Here is an 11,921-nt window from a genome sequence, read left to right as displayed (position 1 = left end):
GCGGGATGTGATGGAGCGTTTGGCTTGGGTTAGCTCGCCGGCAGGCCCTCGGCGGCCGCCTGGACCGCCTCGCGCAGCGGCGTGGTGGGGCGGCCGAGCACGGCGCTGAGGTCTCCGCTGGTGACAAGGAGATCGCCGCGGGCGATGCCGAGGTCGCTGTCAGCCAGGATGGCCGCGTAGGGCTCCGGCAGTCCGGCGTTCACCAGGACCTCGGTGTACTTTTCCGCGGGCAGGTCCTTGTACTCGACGGGCTTGCCGGACGCCGCACTGACTTCTCCGGCCAGCTCATCGAGGGTGAAAGCGTTGTCGCCGCCCAGCTCGTAGACCTTGCCGCCCTGGTTTTCCCGGAGCAGCACAGCCGCTGCCGCTGCCGCGTAGTCTGCCCGGGCCGCGGCGCTCACGCGGCCGTCGCCGGCGCTTCCAAACACAGTGCCGTGCTGGACCTGTACCGGGAGCTGGCCGGTGTAGTTCTCCAGGTACCAGCCGTTGCGGAGCAGGAAGAACGGGATCCCGGAGTCCCGGAGGATCTCTTCAGTGGCGATGTGCTCGGCGGCCAGCTGCATGCCGGTGGTGTCCGCGTTGGCAATGCTCGTGTAGCCAATCAGGCCGACGCCGGCCTCCTTGGCCGCATGGATCGCGTTCCGGTGCTGCTCGACGCGCTGGCCCACCTCGCTGCCCGAAACCAGCAGCACCTTGTCAGCGCCGGCGAAGGCCTGCCGCAGGGACTCCGGCTGGCTGTAGTCGATGGTGCGGACCTGGACGCCGCGCTCGCGGAGGTCGGCGATCCTGTCCACAGTCCGGCCTGCGGCAACGATCTGCTCCGCGGGCAGGCCGCTTTCAAGCAGCGCTTCGACGACGAGGCGGCCGAGCTTGCCGGTGGCTCCGGTGATGAGGATGGTCATGATTGGTCCCTTCTGAGATGACTGTCAGTGGTGCCAACCCGGTTCGTTTTCAAATGCTTCCCAAAAGAGAGTACGCACTTTGAGGTAAGGTACTGTCATGAAGGTAAGTACCCCAGCCATGGTCCCCGCTTTCCCCTTCGCCGATGGGATCTTTCCCGCGGGCTGCCCCAGCCGGACAGTGCTGGACCATGTCACGAGCAAGTGGGGTGTACTGCTCCTGGTGGCCCTGTCCGAGGGTCCCCAGCGCTGGAGCGAACTCCGCCGCCGTGCGCAAGGCATCAGCGAGAAGATGCTCGCCCAGACACTGAAGACCCTCGAAGCCGATGGGTTCGTCCGCCGTGACGCCCAGCCCGTTATCCCGCCCCGGGTGGACTACAGCCTGACCGGGCGCGGGGAGGAACTGGCCGCCCTGCTGCTGCCCCTGGTTGCGTGGGTGGCCGAGCACGCCGAGGCGATCGTGAACCGATCCGAATCCTAAGCAGCCGTCCTCAAGAAACAAAGACGCCCACGTTCCCAAATCTAAGCAGGGAACGTGGGCGCCTTCCGTTTCATGCCGGAGGAGCCAAGTGCCGATCAGACCTTGACGGACCCCTTCGGAACAAACAGGGTCTCAGCCTGTTCCAGCGACATGCCGTTCGTCTCCGGCACCTTGTACATGACGAAGAAGAATGAAGCCGCCGCGAAGAGTGCGTACATGGCGTACGTCAGCGGCAGCGAGCCGGCGGCCATCACGGGGAAGCTCAGCGTGATGGCAAAGTTGGCGATCCACTGAGCGGCGGCGGCGAGGCCCAGGGCACGGGCGCGGATCCGGGCCGGGAAGATCTCGCCCAGGAGCACCCACACCAGCGGTCCCCAGGATGCGCCAAAGCTGATCACGAACACGTTCGCGGCCACGAGGGCAACAGGGCCCCAGGCGCCCGGCAGTGTGATGTCAGAACCCCTGCCCGTGGCCGATGCGAAGGCCAGGGCCATGGCGCCGAGGGAAACGGCCATGCCGATGGAGCCGGCCAGCAGGATGGGGCGGCGGCCGATCCTGTCCACGAGGGCGATGGCCACCAGCGTGACCAGGATGTTGGTGATGGAAGTGGCCACCGAGATGGTCAGCGAGTCCTTCTCCTGGAAGCCAACGGCCTTCCAGAGCGTGGTGGAGTAGTAGAAGATCACGTTGATGCCCACGAACTGCTGCAGGACGGACAGGGTGATGCCGATCCAGACCACTGCCTGCAGGCCGAAGGCCTTGCCGCGCAGCGAGCCCTTCCTGCCCGCGAGCTGGTCCTCTTCGATCGCCTCGCGGATTTCCCGCAGGTGACGGTCGGTGTCCTCATCCGGGGCAATGGAGTCGAAGACCTTCCGGGCCAGGTCCTCCTTGCCTTGGACCACCAGGAAGCGCGGGGACTCGGGGAGCGTGTAGGCGACCACGCCGTAGAGCACGGCCGGAACAGCGGCGGCCAGGAACATCCAGCGCCATGCCTCGATGCCCAGCCAGAATGCCTGGTGCGCACCGCCGGCAGACGTGGCGAACAGGGCGTCGGACAGCAGGGCAGCGAAGATACCCGTGGTGATGGCCAGCTGCTGCAGCGACGCGAGCCGGCCGCGGACGTGGCGGGGCGAAATTTCAGAGATGTACGCCGGTGCAATCACCGAAGCCAGGCCGATGCCCAGCCCGCCCACCAGGCGCCAGAAAATGAGGTCCCAGACGCTGAAGCAGAAGCCGGTGCCGATGGCGCTGATGAGGAACAGCAGTGCCCCCAGCTTCATGGCAGGGATGCGGCCGTAGCGGTCCGCCACCTTGCCGGCCATGTACGCGCCGGCCGCGCAGCCCAACAGCGCTACGGCCACGGCGAAACCGGTGACCGCCTCGCCGAGCGCGAATTCGTCCTTCATGGCGTCCACGGCGCCGTTGACCACGGAGGAGTCAAAGCCGAACAGGAAGCCGCCCACGGCGCCGGCAAGCGCCAGCCAGATCACCCGCTTGGGGATCTTGGCGGTTGTCTGCTTGTCGGTGGACATGGTTCTCCCTTGGTTCGGGGGTGGGTGGATGCGGTGCAAACGTCGTCGGCTGCGGAAACCGGCCCTATCGGCCGGCGCACACGCGCCTAACAGTGTGCCACGTCACCGGGCGCTGATCCACTCCGGGACGGAGGACGACGACGGCGGGAGGTCCCGCCGGCGTCGTCCGTTTGGTACCGCATGCGGCGGCTTTCCGCGGAAAAATGAAACGGCAGGCACCCCGGAGGGTGCCTGCCGTAACGCAGCTGCGGAATTGGCGTAAGCGGTGCCTAGTGGGCGGCCGCGGGTTCCTTCATCACTGCCTTCGGATCCGTGAGCTTCTTCTTCGGCAGCGCGAAGCTGATGAGGAAGGCGATGCCGGTGAGGACGGCAGCGGTGAGCATGACGGTGTCGATCGACTGGGCAAAGCCCTCGGTGATGGGCCGGGTGAGCACGGGGTTTGCCGAATGCAGCCAGCTGGTGTCATTGAGGGAATCGTTGCTGGCGCCGTTCTTGAAAAAGTCATAGAGCTTGGCGTTCGCGGGATCGGCGGCGACGGCGGGGTCCTTCAGGACCTTGAGGTAATCGGCGTTCTGCGCGGCGGCCTTCATGTTGTTGGCGATCTTGTCCGCGGCCAGGCTGAAGAGCATGGAGATGAACACAGCCGTGCCGACGGCGCCGCCCATGGAGCGGAAGAACGCGGCGGTGGAGGTGCCAACGCCCATGTCCTTCGAGGGCACCGAGACCTGCATCGCGAGTGTGAGGGGCTGCATGCAGAAGCCCAGGCCCAGGCCGAAGAAGACGGCGATCAGGCCGGGGACCCAGAGGTCGGTGTCAGCGCCGAGGGACAGCCCCATGACGATGGCGGCCGTGGTCAGGATGGCGGTGCCCAGGATGGGGAAGATCCGGAAGGTGCCCGACGACGAAATGGTGCGTCCGGCGGTGATGGAGCCGGTCAGGATGCCGATGGTGAAGGTGATCATCATCAGGCCGGCCTCAGTGGGTGTGAGGCCCTTGACCAGCTGCAGGTACATGGGCAGCATCGCGATGGCGCCGAACATGCCGATGCCGATGATGAAGTTCAGCAGTGATGACAGCCCGAAGGTGACGTTCCGGAAGAGGCGCAGCGGGATGAGCGCGTAGTCCCCGGCGCGGCGCTCGGCCAGCAGGAAGGCGATGATGCCGAGGACGCCCAGGCCATAGCAGATGAAGGAGTTGGCCGAGGTCCAGCCCCAGCTGCGGCCCTGTTCGGCGACGAGCAGCAGCGGGACGATGGCCAGCGTGATGGCTGCGGCGCCCCAGTAGTCGATGCGCTGCTTGACGTGCTTGGCGGGCAGGTGCAGGTAGAGGAACACCACGGCCAGCGCGGCCAGACCGATGGGCAGGTTAATGAAGAAGACCCAGCGCCAGCCGTCGAAGCCCAGGATGCTTGCGGACCCGGCGAAGGCGCCGCCCACCACCGGGCCGAGGACCGAGGAGATGCCGAACACGGACATGAAGTAGCCCTGGAACTTGGCCCGGTCCTTGAGCGGGACGATGTCGCCGATGATGGTCAGCGCCAAGGCCAGGAGGCCGCCGGCGCCCATGCCCTGGATGCCGCGGGCGACGGCCAGTTCGGTCATCGAGTGCACCGAGCCGGCATACAGCGAGCCGGCCAGGAAGATGATGATCGCCGCGAGGTAGAGCGGGCGGCGGCCGAAGATGTCGCTGAGCTTGCCGTACAGCGGGGTGGTGACCGTGGAGGTGATCAGGTACGCCGTGGTGGCCCACGCCTGGAGGGAGAGCCCGTCGAGGTCGTTGGCGATGGTGTAGATGGAGGTGGACACGATGGTCTGGTCCAGCGAGGACAGGAACATGCCGAGCATCAGCCCCACCATGACGGTGATGGTCTGCCGCTGCGTCAGGGCCTCTCCGGGCGCGGGTCCTGCGGTGGTTTTGGACATGGCTGCTCCAGGGTCAAGAGAAAAGGGGGATCGCAACTGATAGTTGCTTTCAGTAACTATGTTACTTCCTGCTTTGTTCCCCGGAGCAACGGAAATTTTCCCGCAGGCTCTTCTCGTTCCTCAGCGCTCGATGAGGATTCCGTCCGGATCGCACCAGATCGTGGCACCGGTGCGGATGGTCACGCCGTCGATGAGCAGGTCCACGTCAGTCTCTCCCGCCCCGGCCTTGGCGCTCTTGCGCGGGTTGCTGCCCAGGGCTTTAACGCCGAGGGGCAATTCCGCGATAGCCTCACGGTCGCGGATGGCGCCGTTGATTACGACGCCGGCCCAGCCGTTCGCCACGGCGCTCGCGGCGATCAGGTCCCCCATCAGCGCGGTCCGCAGGGAACCGGCACCGTCGACAACGAGCACAGCGCCGTTCCCGGGTGTGGCGAGGACGGACTTGACGAGGGCGTTGTCCTCGAAGCAGCGCACGGTCCGGACGGGGCCACTGAAATGGGAGTGGCTGCCCAGGGACTGGAACTGCAGGGAGATGGAGTCCAGCTCGTCGCCGCGCTCATCGTAGAGATCGGCGGTGTTGACGGCGGCATTGGCAGGCGAAGCGGTCATTGGTTCTCCTCGGGCAGTCTTTTTGGCCTCGGTCCAAACCAACGCGGGGTTACTTAACGCCCGATGTCATGCCCGGATTGGGCCGTAAGTGACCCCGCGTTGCTGTTGGCTCCCACGATAGTCTGATTCCATCATCACGAAGTTCCAGGGGGAGACCGCTATGAGCCTGTCCGACACACCCGGTGCGGTACCCGATCCTGGCCTGGTGGGCACCCAGCGCTCCGCCGCGATCGCTGAACCGACGGAGCGAGTCAGGTCCCTGTGGATCACGGGCGTAGTGCTGGTCAACCTGGGCATCAACGCGGCCTTTTCGGCCCCATCCAGGTGCTCCTCGCCCAGCAGGCGGAACACTTCGATCCAGGGCAGAAGGAAGCCATCCTCGCGCTGGTGACAGGTGCCGGCGCGGCGGTGTCGCTGGTGGCCAATCCGCTCTTTGGCGCCTTCAGCGATCGCACGGTGTCCCGCTTCGGCCGGCGCGTGCCGTGGGTGCTGGCAGGCGCCGTCCTTGGTGCCGCCGCGCTGGTGGGCCTGGCGGGGGCGCCGAACGTCGCCGTGATGACGCTGCTGTGGTGCCTGGTCCAAGCCGGCTGCAACGGCGCCTATGCCGCGATCTTCGCCGCCATTCCGGACCGCGTCCCCGTCCCGCAGCGCGCGACTGTGGGCGGGCTGGCGGCCATGGGACAAACGGTCGGGATCCTGGTGGGCGCGGTGATTGCCGCGGTCGTCAGCGGAAACTTTGCGCTGGGCTACATCGTCTGTGCGGCGGCCCTCGTGGCGGGCGTCGTGCTGTACCTGATCAAGAGTGACGACGACCCGCTCCCGGCAGGGGCTGCCCGGCCAATAGCCTGGCGCAACTTCCTGCTCGAATTCATCACGCCGCTCAGGCACCCTGACTTCGCCTGGGCATGGACCACCCGGCTGCTGGTCAACATCGGCAACCACATGGTCACCATGTACCTGATCTTCTTCCTGGCCGATGCAGTGCACCTGAAGGAGACCACGGGCCTCGAACCTGCCTTCGGCGTGCTGGTGCTGACCGGCCTCTACGCAGTGTTCGTGATCATCACCAGCGTGGTGGGCGGCAGGCTCAGCGACAGGACGGGCAAACGCAAGCCCCTGGTGATCGCATCCTCCGCGATCATTGCGTTGGCATCGCTGATCCTCGCCTTCGCGCCCACTTGGACGGGCGGCATCATCGGCGCATGCGTGCTGGGCATCGGGTTCGGCGCGTTCCTCGCCGTGGACTTCGCGCTTATCACCCAGGTGCTCCCCAACGCTGCCGACCGGGGCAAGGACCTGGGCGTCATCAACATCGCCAGCTCGCTGCCGCAGGTCATCGCCCCGGTACTCGCGTGGCCGTTCGTCACCATGTGGGGAGGTTACGTATCTCTCTACGTAGCAGCCGCCGTCATCGGCGCCCTGGGCGCCGTGTTCGTGGTGAAGATCAAGGGCGTCGCCTAGCTACCGCTCCCAGGGAACCCAAAGGATGGGTGCCGTATAGTGGAGTGCGACTCGCGGCAGGACCGGGAATGGGGCTCTTCCTGACTGCACCAGGAATCCCAACCTCCGGACTGATGATGCTTGACTCTATGCCTGATCTTCCGCCCATGGCCGCCCCGCCCACCCTTCCCCGGCAGCAGCGCCGCTATAACCGGATCCTGGAGGTTGCCGCCGGCTTTGCGCGGAAGGGCCTCAAGGCCGTTACCCTCTCGGAGGTAGCCGCGCAGGCAAACGTTCCGCTCGGCACGCTGTACCGTTACTTCCCCTCCGCCACACACCTGATGCTGGCCCTTTACCGGCACCAGCTCGGCGAGCTGAAGACCGGGACCGGGCCGGGGCCCGTCCGCATCCACGCCCTCTCCGGCGTGGCCATGGAGATCTTCCACATGCGCGTCATGCAACCCGCCGTGGAACAGTGCCTGAGCCAAGGCGTGTACCTCAAGGACCGCGACACCACCGGCCTGCTCCGCGAGACCGATTCCCTGGCGGAACGCGCCGTCACGGCTGTGTGCGGCGATCCGGCCATCGCCCGGGTTCTGCTGCTGACGGTCACCGGTCTAGTCCAGTCGGTGCGCTGCCGCAGGCTTTCGCTGTTCGAGGCCGAGGAAGACCTGAAGAAGGCCTGCACGCTGCTGATGCCGGCATTCCGCTTGGCGCGGAATAGCGCGTAACCGGTCTAGACCGGCAGGTCATAAAAGGCCGGAAAAGCGGTGAATTAAGCCACAAATCAGTTTTAAACGCGCCCTATTTCCTCCAATAGGCCGGATTTGGCAGGAAGTGGGCCTTTGTCCTGTCTAACATGGCACTACCGGAGTGGCCAGTACCCCGCACCTCCCCAGGCTTTCCGGCGGAACCCGCACCCTTGGGCCGCCAGCAAAGCGCGTACCTGACCATCTTGAGCCCCGATGCTCGAGCCATACTGTGCCGTGCGCCCACGGCTAGCCACAGGAGACAACGACGTGTCCACTGAAACCATCGCTCCGAATGACACCAGCGCAGCCGCAGAGCTGACTGACCAGGAGATCTTCGCTGCCCACGAGGGCGGCAAACTTTCCATCGCCAGCACCGTTCCCCTCAGCAACAAGCGGGACCTCTCCATCGCCTACACGCCAGGCGTCGCGCAGGTCAGCCGCGCCATCCACGCTGACCCGGAACTCGCCAAGAGCCACACCTGGGCCCAGCGCCTCGTGGCCGTCGTCAGCGACGGCACGGCCGTCCTCGGCCTGGGCAACATCGGCCCCAGCGCCTCGCTGCCCGTCATGGAAGGCAAGTCCGCCCTCTTCAAGGCCTTCGGCGAGCTGGACTCCATCCCGCTGGTCCTCGACACCACCGACGTGGACGAGATCGTGGAGACCCTCGTCCGGCTGCGCCCCAGCTTTGGCGCCGTCAACCTCGAGGACATCGCCGCCCCGCGCTGCTTCGAGTTGGAAGAAAAGCTCATCGAAGCCCTGGACTGCCCGGTCATGCACGACGACCAGCACGGCACCGCCGTCGTGGTCCTCGCCGCACTGACCGGTGCCGCCAAGGTCACCGGCCGCGGGCTCGAGGAGCTCCGTGTGGTGATTTCGGGTGCCGGCGCCGCAGGCATCGCCATCGCGGAGATCCTGCTCACCGCGGGCATCGAGGACGTGGTGCTGCTGGATTCCCGCGGCGTGATCAACTCCGAGCGGGCCGACATCGCCGCCGATCCCGCCAGCAAGAAGGCCCAGATGGCGCAGCGCAGCAACCCGCGCGGCATTTCAGGCGGCCCCGGGGAGGCCCTGCTGGGTGCTGACGTCTTCGTCGGCGTGTCCTCGTCCAAGCTGGACGAGGAGCACCTGAAGCTGATGAACCACAGCTCGATCGTGTTCGCGCTGTCCAACCCGGACCCCGAAGTCCTGCCTGAGGTCGCCTCCAAGTACGCCGCTGTGGTGGCCACCGGCCGCAGCGACTTCCCCAACCAGATCAACAACGTCCTGGCGTTCCCCGGCATCTTCCGCGGCGCCCTGGACGCCGGCGCGCGCCGCATCACGCCGGCGATGAAGGTTGCCGCAGCCCGCGCCATTGCCGAACTGGCCGATGACAAGCTGTCCGCGTCCTACATTGTGCCCAGCCCGCTGGACCCGCGCGTGGCGCCGGCCGTCACGGCCGCGGTCGCCGCGGCCGTCGAAGCGGACGCAGTCTGACACCAAAAGCGGACTGAAAAGGGCTGACTGAAGCCCGACGGCGGTGCCTCCCGTGCTGGGGAGGCGCCGCCGTCGTCGTTCCCGGCATGTCCGCGCTCCGCGGACCAAGCCCCAGGCTGCCCCGCCCTAGACTGGGGGCATGAACGCCCAAACCCTCGTGACCGTCCTGTGCGGCCTGGCCATCCTGGTTGGCGTTGCCGGCACCGTCATCCCTGTCCTGCCCGGCAGTTTCCTGATCGGCCTCAGCCTGCTGGCGTGGGCAATCTGGGGCGGCGAGGGCGTGACCGGCTGGGTGGTTTTCGCCGTGGGCATGGTGTTTGTGCTGGCAGGCATGGCGGCCAGCGCCGTCCTCGCCGGCCGCAAGCTGAAGGAGCACCGGATTCCCAACCGGAGCGTCGCCGTCGGGTTTGTGCTGGGCATTGCCGGCATGTTCATCATTCCCGTGGTGGGCCTGTTCGTGGGCTTTGCCGCCGGGCTGCTGCTCAGCGAAGTCCTGCGCACCCGCAACTTCCGGGCCGCCCTGACCTCCAGCTGGGCCGCCCTGAAGGCCACGGGCCTGGGAATGCTCGCTGAGTTCGGCCTGGCCTGCCTCGCGGCCAGCACCTGGGTGGTAGGCGTCTGGGTGGGCGCCGCCTCGGCTTAGTTCCGTCCCGCTATTAGCATGGTGGAATGAGCGCGGGGGAGTTTCCAGGACCGATCTACCGCGACACGCGCGACCTCACACCGTTCGGCGGCGGCAAGGTCCGCACCCCGGTGCGCGAAATAGCCGAGGGCATGGGCGGGCTGATCCACGGCGTCCTCGGGGGAGGGGACTCCCGGATCAGTGTGGACGGCAGCGTTCCGCGCCTCAAGCTGCTGCCCGGCAAAGCGGCCAGGACCGTGTACGACGCCATCTTCTCCAACACCGACCCCAACAGGCTTATCGCCGCTGGCCGCGCCTATCCCGGCTGGGCAGGGCTCTGCTCCGTGATGGCCGGTCTGCTCGCCTATAAGCAGGGCGGTTACTTGCGCGCCGCTGAGCTCCTGCAGCGCGGGCTATCCATCAGGAACGACGACGAGGCGAACCAGTTCGCCGCCAGTTACCTCACGCACGTGGTCACCCGGGTAGAGGTGGCCGAACGCGTCGTGGTGCCGGTGCTGTTCAGCGAGGAGTCGGTTTTCCTTGCGCTCTCCCATTCCCTCCGGGAAACGGGACAGACCGAGGCGGCACTTGAAACGCTGGTCAGGTTGCCGCCGTCGTTGCCCACCGCGCTGGCGAGATGTGCGCTTGCCGCCGCCCTGGGCCGGGACCAGGAGGTGGTGGTCTGGACGGAAGGCCTGCTGAATGCCGACGACCTCTCCGCGGCGCTGCTCCTGGTGCGGGCGCGCTCCCTCCGCCGGCTCGGCGCCCACAGCCAGGCTCAGCAGGCACTCAAGGAAGTTTTGCGGCGGCAGAAGACCAGCCTGTCCCTGCGCAATGACGCCCTGACCGACCGCGCCCTGATATTGCTGGACAACGGGCGGAAGTCCCTCAATCCGAGGGACTGGCAGCGAAGCAAACAGCCGGAGCTCGAAACCTTCGAGATCATCCGGAAGGACATCGAAGCGCGCCGGGCGTGGGAACAGAAGTGGAAGCAGTTCGGCGGGGACTGAGGCGAGACCCGGTGGGGCAGTGGGCCCTTGTGGGCAGTGCGGGGCCGCGATACAACGGACCCATGACTGACGCAATCAGGCAGTGGATGGACAAATACGTCGCGGCATGGACCACGAATGACCCCGAAGACATCGGGGCCCTCTTCACCGAGGATGCCGTGTACGCCACGCGGCCCTACGACCCCGACCCGTGGCGCGGCCGCGAACAGATCGTGGAGCGCTGGATCCGGTCGGCGGACCAGCCTGAGGACTGGACGTTCGAATGGTCTCTGCTGGCGTCCGACGGCGACCTCGCCTTCGTGCAGGGCCGCACCACGTACCTTGATGACCGCCCCAACTACGAAAACCTCTGGGTGATCCGGCTCGATTCCGACGGTCGGGCCTCGAGCTTTGCCGAGTGGTTCATGGAGCAGAAGGTCTGAGACTGCCGCCGGGCCGGCTTCTGGGCGGCCCGGGTCCTCTGCGGAGCTGGCTCTGTACGAACCTGCTCCTATACGAATTTGCCTCTATACGAACCTGTCCAGGGCTGGCAGCAGCTGCTCCGAGAGCAGAGCGGCGCCCAGGAGCACCATGATGATGCCGCTGGTCAGCGTCACGCGGCGGGCCGCGTTCGGCCGGGACTGCAGCAGTTTCCGCGACAGCAGGGCAACGCAGGTGTACACGAGGGCCGCGAGCAGCACGAAGGTCAGTCCCAGCAGTCCGGACTGTACCGGCACGGGCAGCGGCGCGTCGGCACTGACGAACTGCGGCACGAGGGCCAGGAAGAACAGCAGGCCCTTGGGATTGATGCCGCTGGTCCCCATGCCTTGGAAGAAGGACCGGACCTGGTTCTGCCCCGGATTCCCGACGGCGGCAGCTGCCGTGAAGCTCGCACCTCGCCATGACCTGATGGTGACCGTCCCCAGCCAGAGCAGGTAGACGGCACCGGCCACAGTGATCCAGCCCAGCAGGCCCGGCATGCTGGCCAGGACTGCCGCGAGTCCGGCGACCATCAGCAGGGTGTGCAGTACGTAACCGCTGCACAGCCCCGCCACGGCGGGCACGAAGCTGCGGCGGCCCAGGCCCGCAGTGATGGAGTAGGCCCAGTCCACCCCGGGGGTGCAGGCGAGGGCGGCTGCGACCACGATGAAGGCGAGGAAAAGCTGGGGATTCATGGCGGGCTCCTGCGTGTTGGGCTGTAA

Annotated in this window: 11 protein-coding genes and 1 pseudogene; 7 read left to right on the top strand and 5 right to left on the bottom strand. The window is 66.7% G+C overall.

The genetic code is table 11. From position 1 onward, the window contains the following. Positions 1-29: 29 nt before the first annotated feature. Complete coding sequence (locus ACHMXB_RS16450; protein WP_395400028.1) at positions 30-902, bottom strand: SDR family oxidoreductase; 873 nt, start codon at positions 900-902, stop codon at positions 30-32. Positions 903-999: 97 nt separating this feature from the next. On the opposite strand from ACHMXB_RS16450, the gene ACHMXB_RS16445 reads away from it, so the two are divergent. Continuing rightward, positions 1,000-1,380 carry a winged helix-turn-helix transcriptional regulator gene (locus tag ACHMXB_RS16445; RefSeq protein WP_395400026.1) on the top strand — a complete coding sequence of 127 codons (381 nt, stop codon included), beginning with the start codon at positions 1,000-1,002 and terminating at the stop codon, positions 1,378-1,380. A 95-nt stretch (positions 1,381-1,475) separates the two neighbouring features. On the opposite strand, the gene ACHMXB_RS16440 is transcribed toward ACHMXB_RS16445, so the two are convergent. The 3 genes from ACHMXB_RS16440 to rraA form a co-directional block, all read right to left on the bottom strand. Beyond that, positions 1,476-2,912: a sugar porter family MFS transporter gene (locus tag ACHMXB_RS16440; RefSeq protein ID WP_395400024.1), complete on the bottom strand. Its 1,437-nt coding sequence runs from the start codon at positions 2,910-2,912 to the stop codon at positions 1,476-1,478. Positions 2,913-3,181: 269 nt separating this feature from the next. Beyond that, positions 3,182-4,834: an MDR family MFS transporter gene (locus ACHMXB_RS16435; protein WP_395400023.1), complete on the bottom strand. Its 1,653-nt coding sequence runs from the start codon at positions 4,832-4,834 to the stop codon at positions 3,182-3,184. 120 nt (positions 4,835-4,954) lie between these two features. Then, positions 4,955-5,443 carry a ribonuclease E activity regulator RraA gene (gene rraA / locus ACHMXB_RS16430; RefSeq protein WP_395400021.1) on the bottom strand — a complete coding sequence of 163 codons (489 nt, stop codon included), beginning with the start codon at positions 5,441-5,443 and terminating at the stop codon, positions 4,955-4,957. Positions 5,444-5,603: 160 nt separating this feature from the next. Between rraA and ACHMXB_RS16425 the strand changes: the two are divergent. The 6 genes and pseudogenes from ACHMXB_RS16425 (at position 5,604) to ACHMXB_RS16400 (ending at position 11,162) form a co-directional block, all read left to right on the top strand. Then, positions 5,604-6,904 (top strand): annotated as a pseudogene (locus ACHMXB_RS16425) (MFS transporter). A gap of 128 nt (positions 6,905-7,032) precedes the next feature. Continuing rightward, complete coding sequence (locus ACHMXB_RS16420) at positions 7,033-7,614, top strand: TetR/AcrR family transcriptional regulator (protein WP_395400019.1); 582 nt, start codon at positions 7,033-7,035, stop codon at positions 7,612-7,614. A gap of 288 nt (positions 7,615-7,902) precedes the next feature. After that, positions 7,903-9,108 (top strand): NADP-dependent malic enzyme, encoded by a 1,206-nt coding sequence (locus ACHMXB_RS16415; RefSeq protein WP_395400017.1) that lies wholly within the window; start codon positions 7,903-7,905, stop codon positions 9,106-9,108. A 139-nt stretch (positions 9,109-9,247) separates the two neighbouring features. Next, complete coding sequence (locus ACHMXB_RS16410; RefSeq protein WP_395400015.1) at positions 9,248-9,751, top strand: DUF456 domain-containing protein; 504 nt, start codon at positions 9,248-9,250, stop codon at positions 9,749-9,751. A 26-nt stretch (positions 9,752-9,777) separates the two neighbouring features. Next, the gene (locus ACHMXB_RS16405) at positions 9,778-10,740 is read left to right on the top strand and encodes a hypothetical protein (protein ID WP_395400013.1); all 963 of its coding nucleotides are present in this window, start codon (positions 9,778-9,780) and stop codon (positions 10,738-10,740) included. A gap of 62 nt (positions 10,741-10,802) precedes the next feature. Next, positions 10,803-11,162, top strand: coding sequence for a nuclear transport factor 2 family protein (locus tag ACHMXB_RS16400; protein ID WP_395400011.1), 360 nt, complete (start codon positions 10,803-10,805; stop codon positions 11,160-11,162). An 84-nt stretch (positions 11,163-11,246) separates the two neighbouring features. On the opposite strand, the gene ACHMXB_RS16395 is transcribed toward ACHMXB_RS16400, so the two are convergent. After that, positions 11,247-11,894 carry a LysE family translocator gene (locus tag ACHMXB_RS16395; protein ID WP_395400009.1) on the bottom strand — a complete coding sequence of 216 codons (648 nt, stop codon included), beginning with the start codon at positions 11,892-11,894 and terminating at the stop codon, positions 11,247-11,249. Positions 11,895-11,921 lie beyond the last annotated feature (27 nt).

It is taken from the genome of Arthrobacter sp. UC242_113, assembly GCF_044054585.1.
Taxonomy (GTDB): domain Bacteria; phylum Actinomycetota; class Actinomycetes; order Actinomycetales; family Micrococcaceae; genus Arthrobacter.
This window is presented reverse-complemented; position numbering and strand designations above follow the sequence as displayed.

Excerpts from the sequence above, each read along its gene's own strand:
- ACHMXB_RS16450 (WP_395400028.1), bottom strand. The coding sequence starts at position 902 with ATGACCATCCTCATCACCGGAGCCACCGGCAAGCTCGGCCGCCTCGTC.
- ACHMXB_RS16445 (WP_395400026.1), top strand. The coding sequence starts at position 1,000 with ATGAAGGTAAGTACCCCAGCCATGGTCCCCGCTTTCCCCTTCGCCGAT.
- ACHMXB_RS16440 (WP_395400024.1), bottom strand. The coding sequence starts at position 2,912 with ATGTCCACCGACAAGCAGACAACCGCCAAGATCCCCAAGCGGGTGATC.
- ACHMXB_RS16435 (WP_395400023.1), bottom strand. The coding sequence starts at position 4,834 with ATGTCCAAAACCACCGCAGGACCCGCGCCCGGAGAGGCCCTGACGCAG.
- rraA (WP_395400021.1), bottom strand. The coding sequence starts at position 5,443 with ATGACCGCTTCGCCTGCCAATGCCGCCGTCAACACCGCCGATCTCTAC.
- ACHMXB_RS16420 (WP_395400019.1), top strand. The coding sequence starts at position 7,033 with ATGCCTGATCTTCCGCCCATGGCCGCCCCGCCCACCCTTCCCCGGCAG.
- ACHMXB_RS16410 (WP_395400015.1), top strand. The coding sequence starts at position 9,248 with ATGAACGCCCAAACCCTCGTGACCGTCCTGTGCGGCCTGGCCATCCTG.
- ACHMXB_RS16405 (WP_395400013.1), top strand. The coding sequence starts at position 9,778 with ATGAGCGCGGGGGAGTTTCCAGGACCGATCTACCGCGACACGCGCGAC.
- ACHMXB_RS16400 (WP_395400011.1), top strand. The coding sequence starts at position 10,803 with ATGACTGACGCAATCAGGCAGTGGATGGACAAATACGTCGCGGCATGG.
- ACHMXB_RS16395 (WP_395400009.1), bottom strand. The coding sequence starts at position 11,894 with ATGAATCCCCAGCTTTTCCTCGCCTTCATCGTGGTCGCAGCCGCCCTC.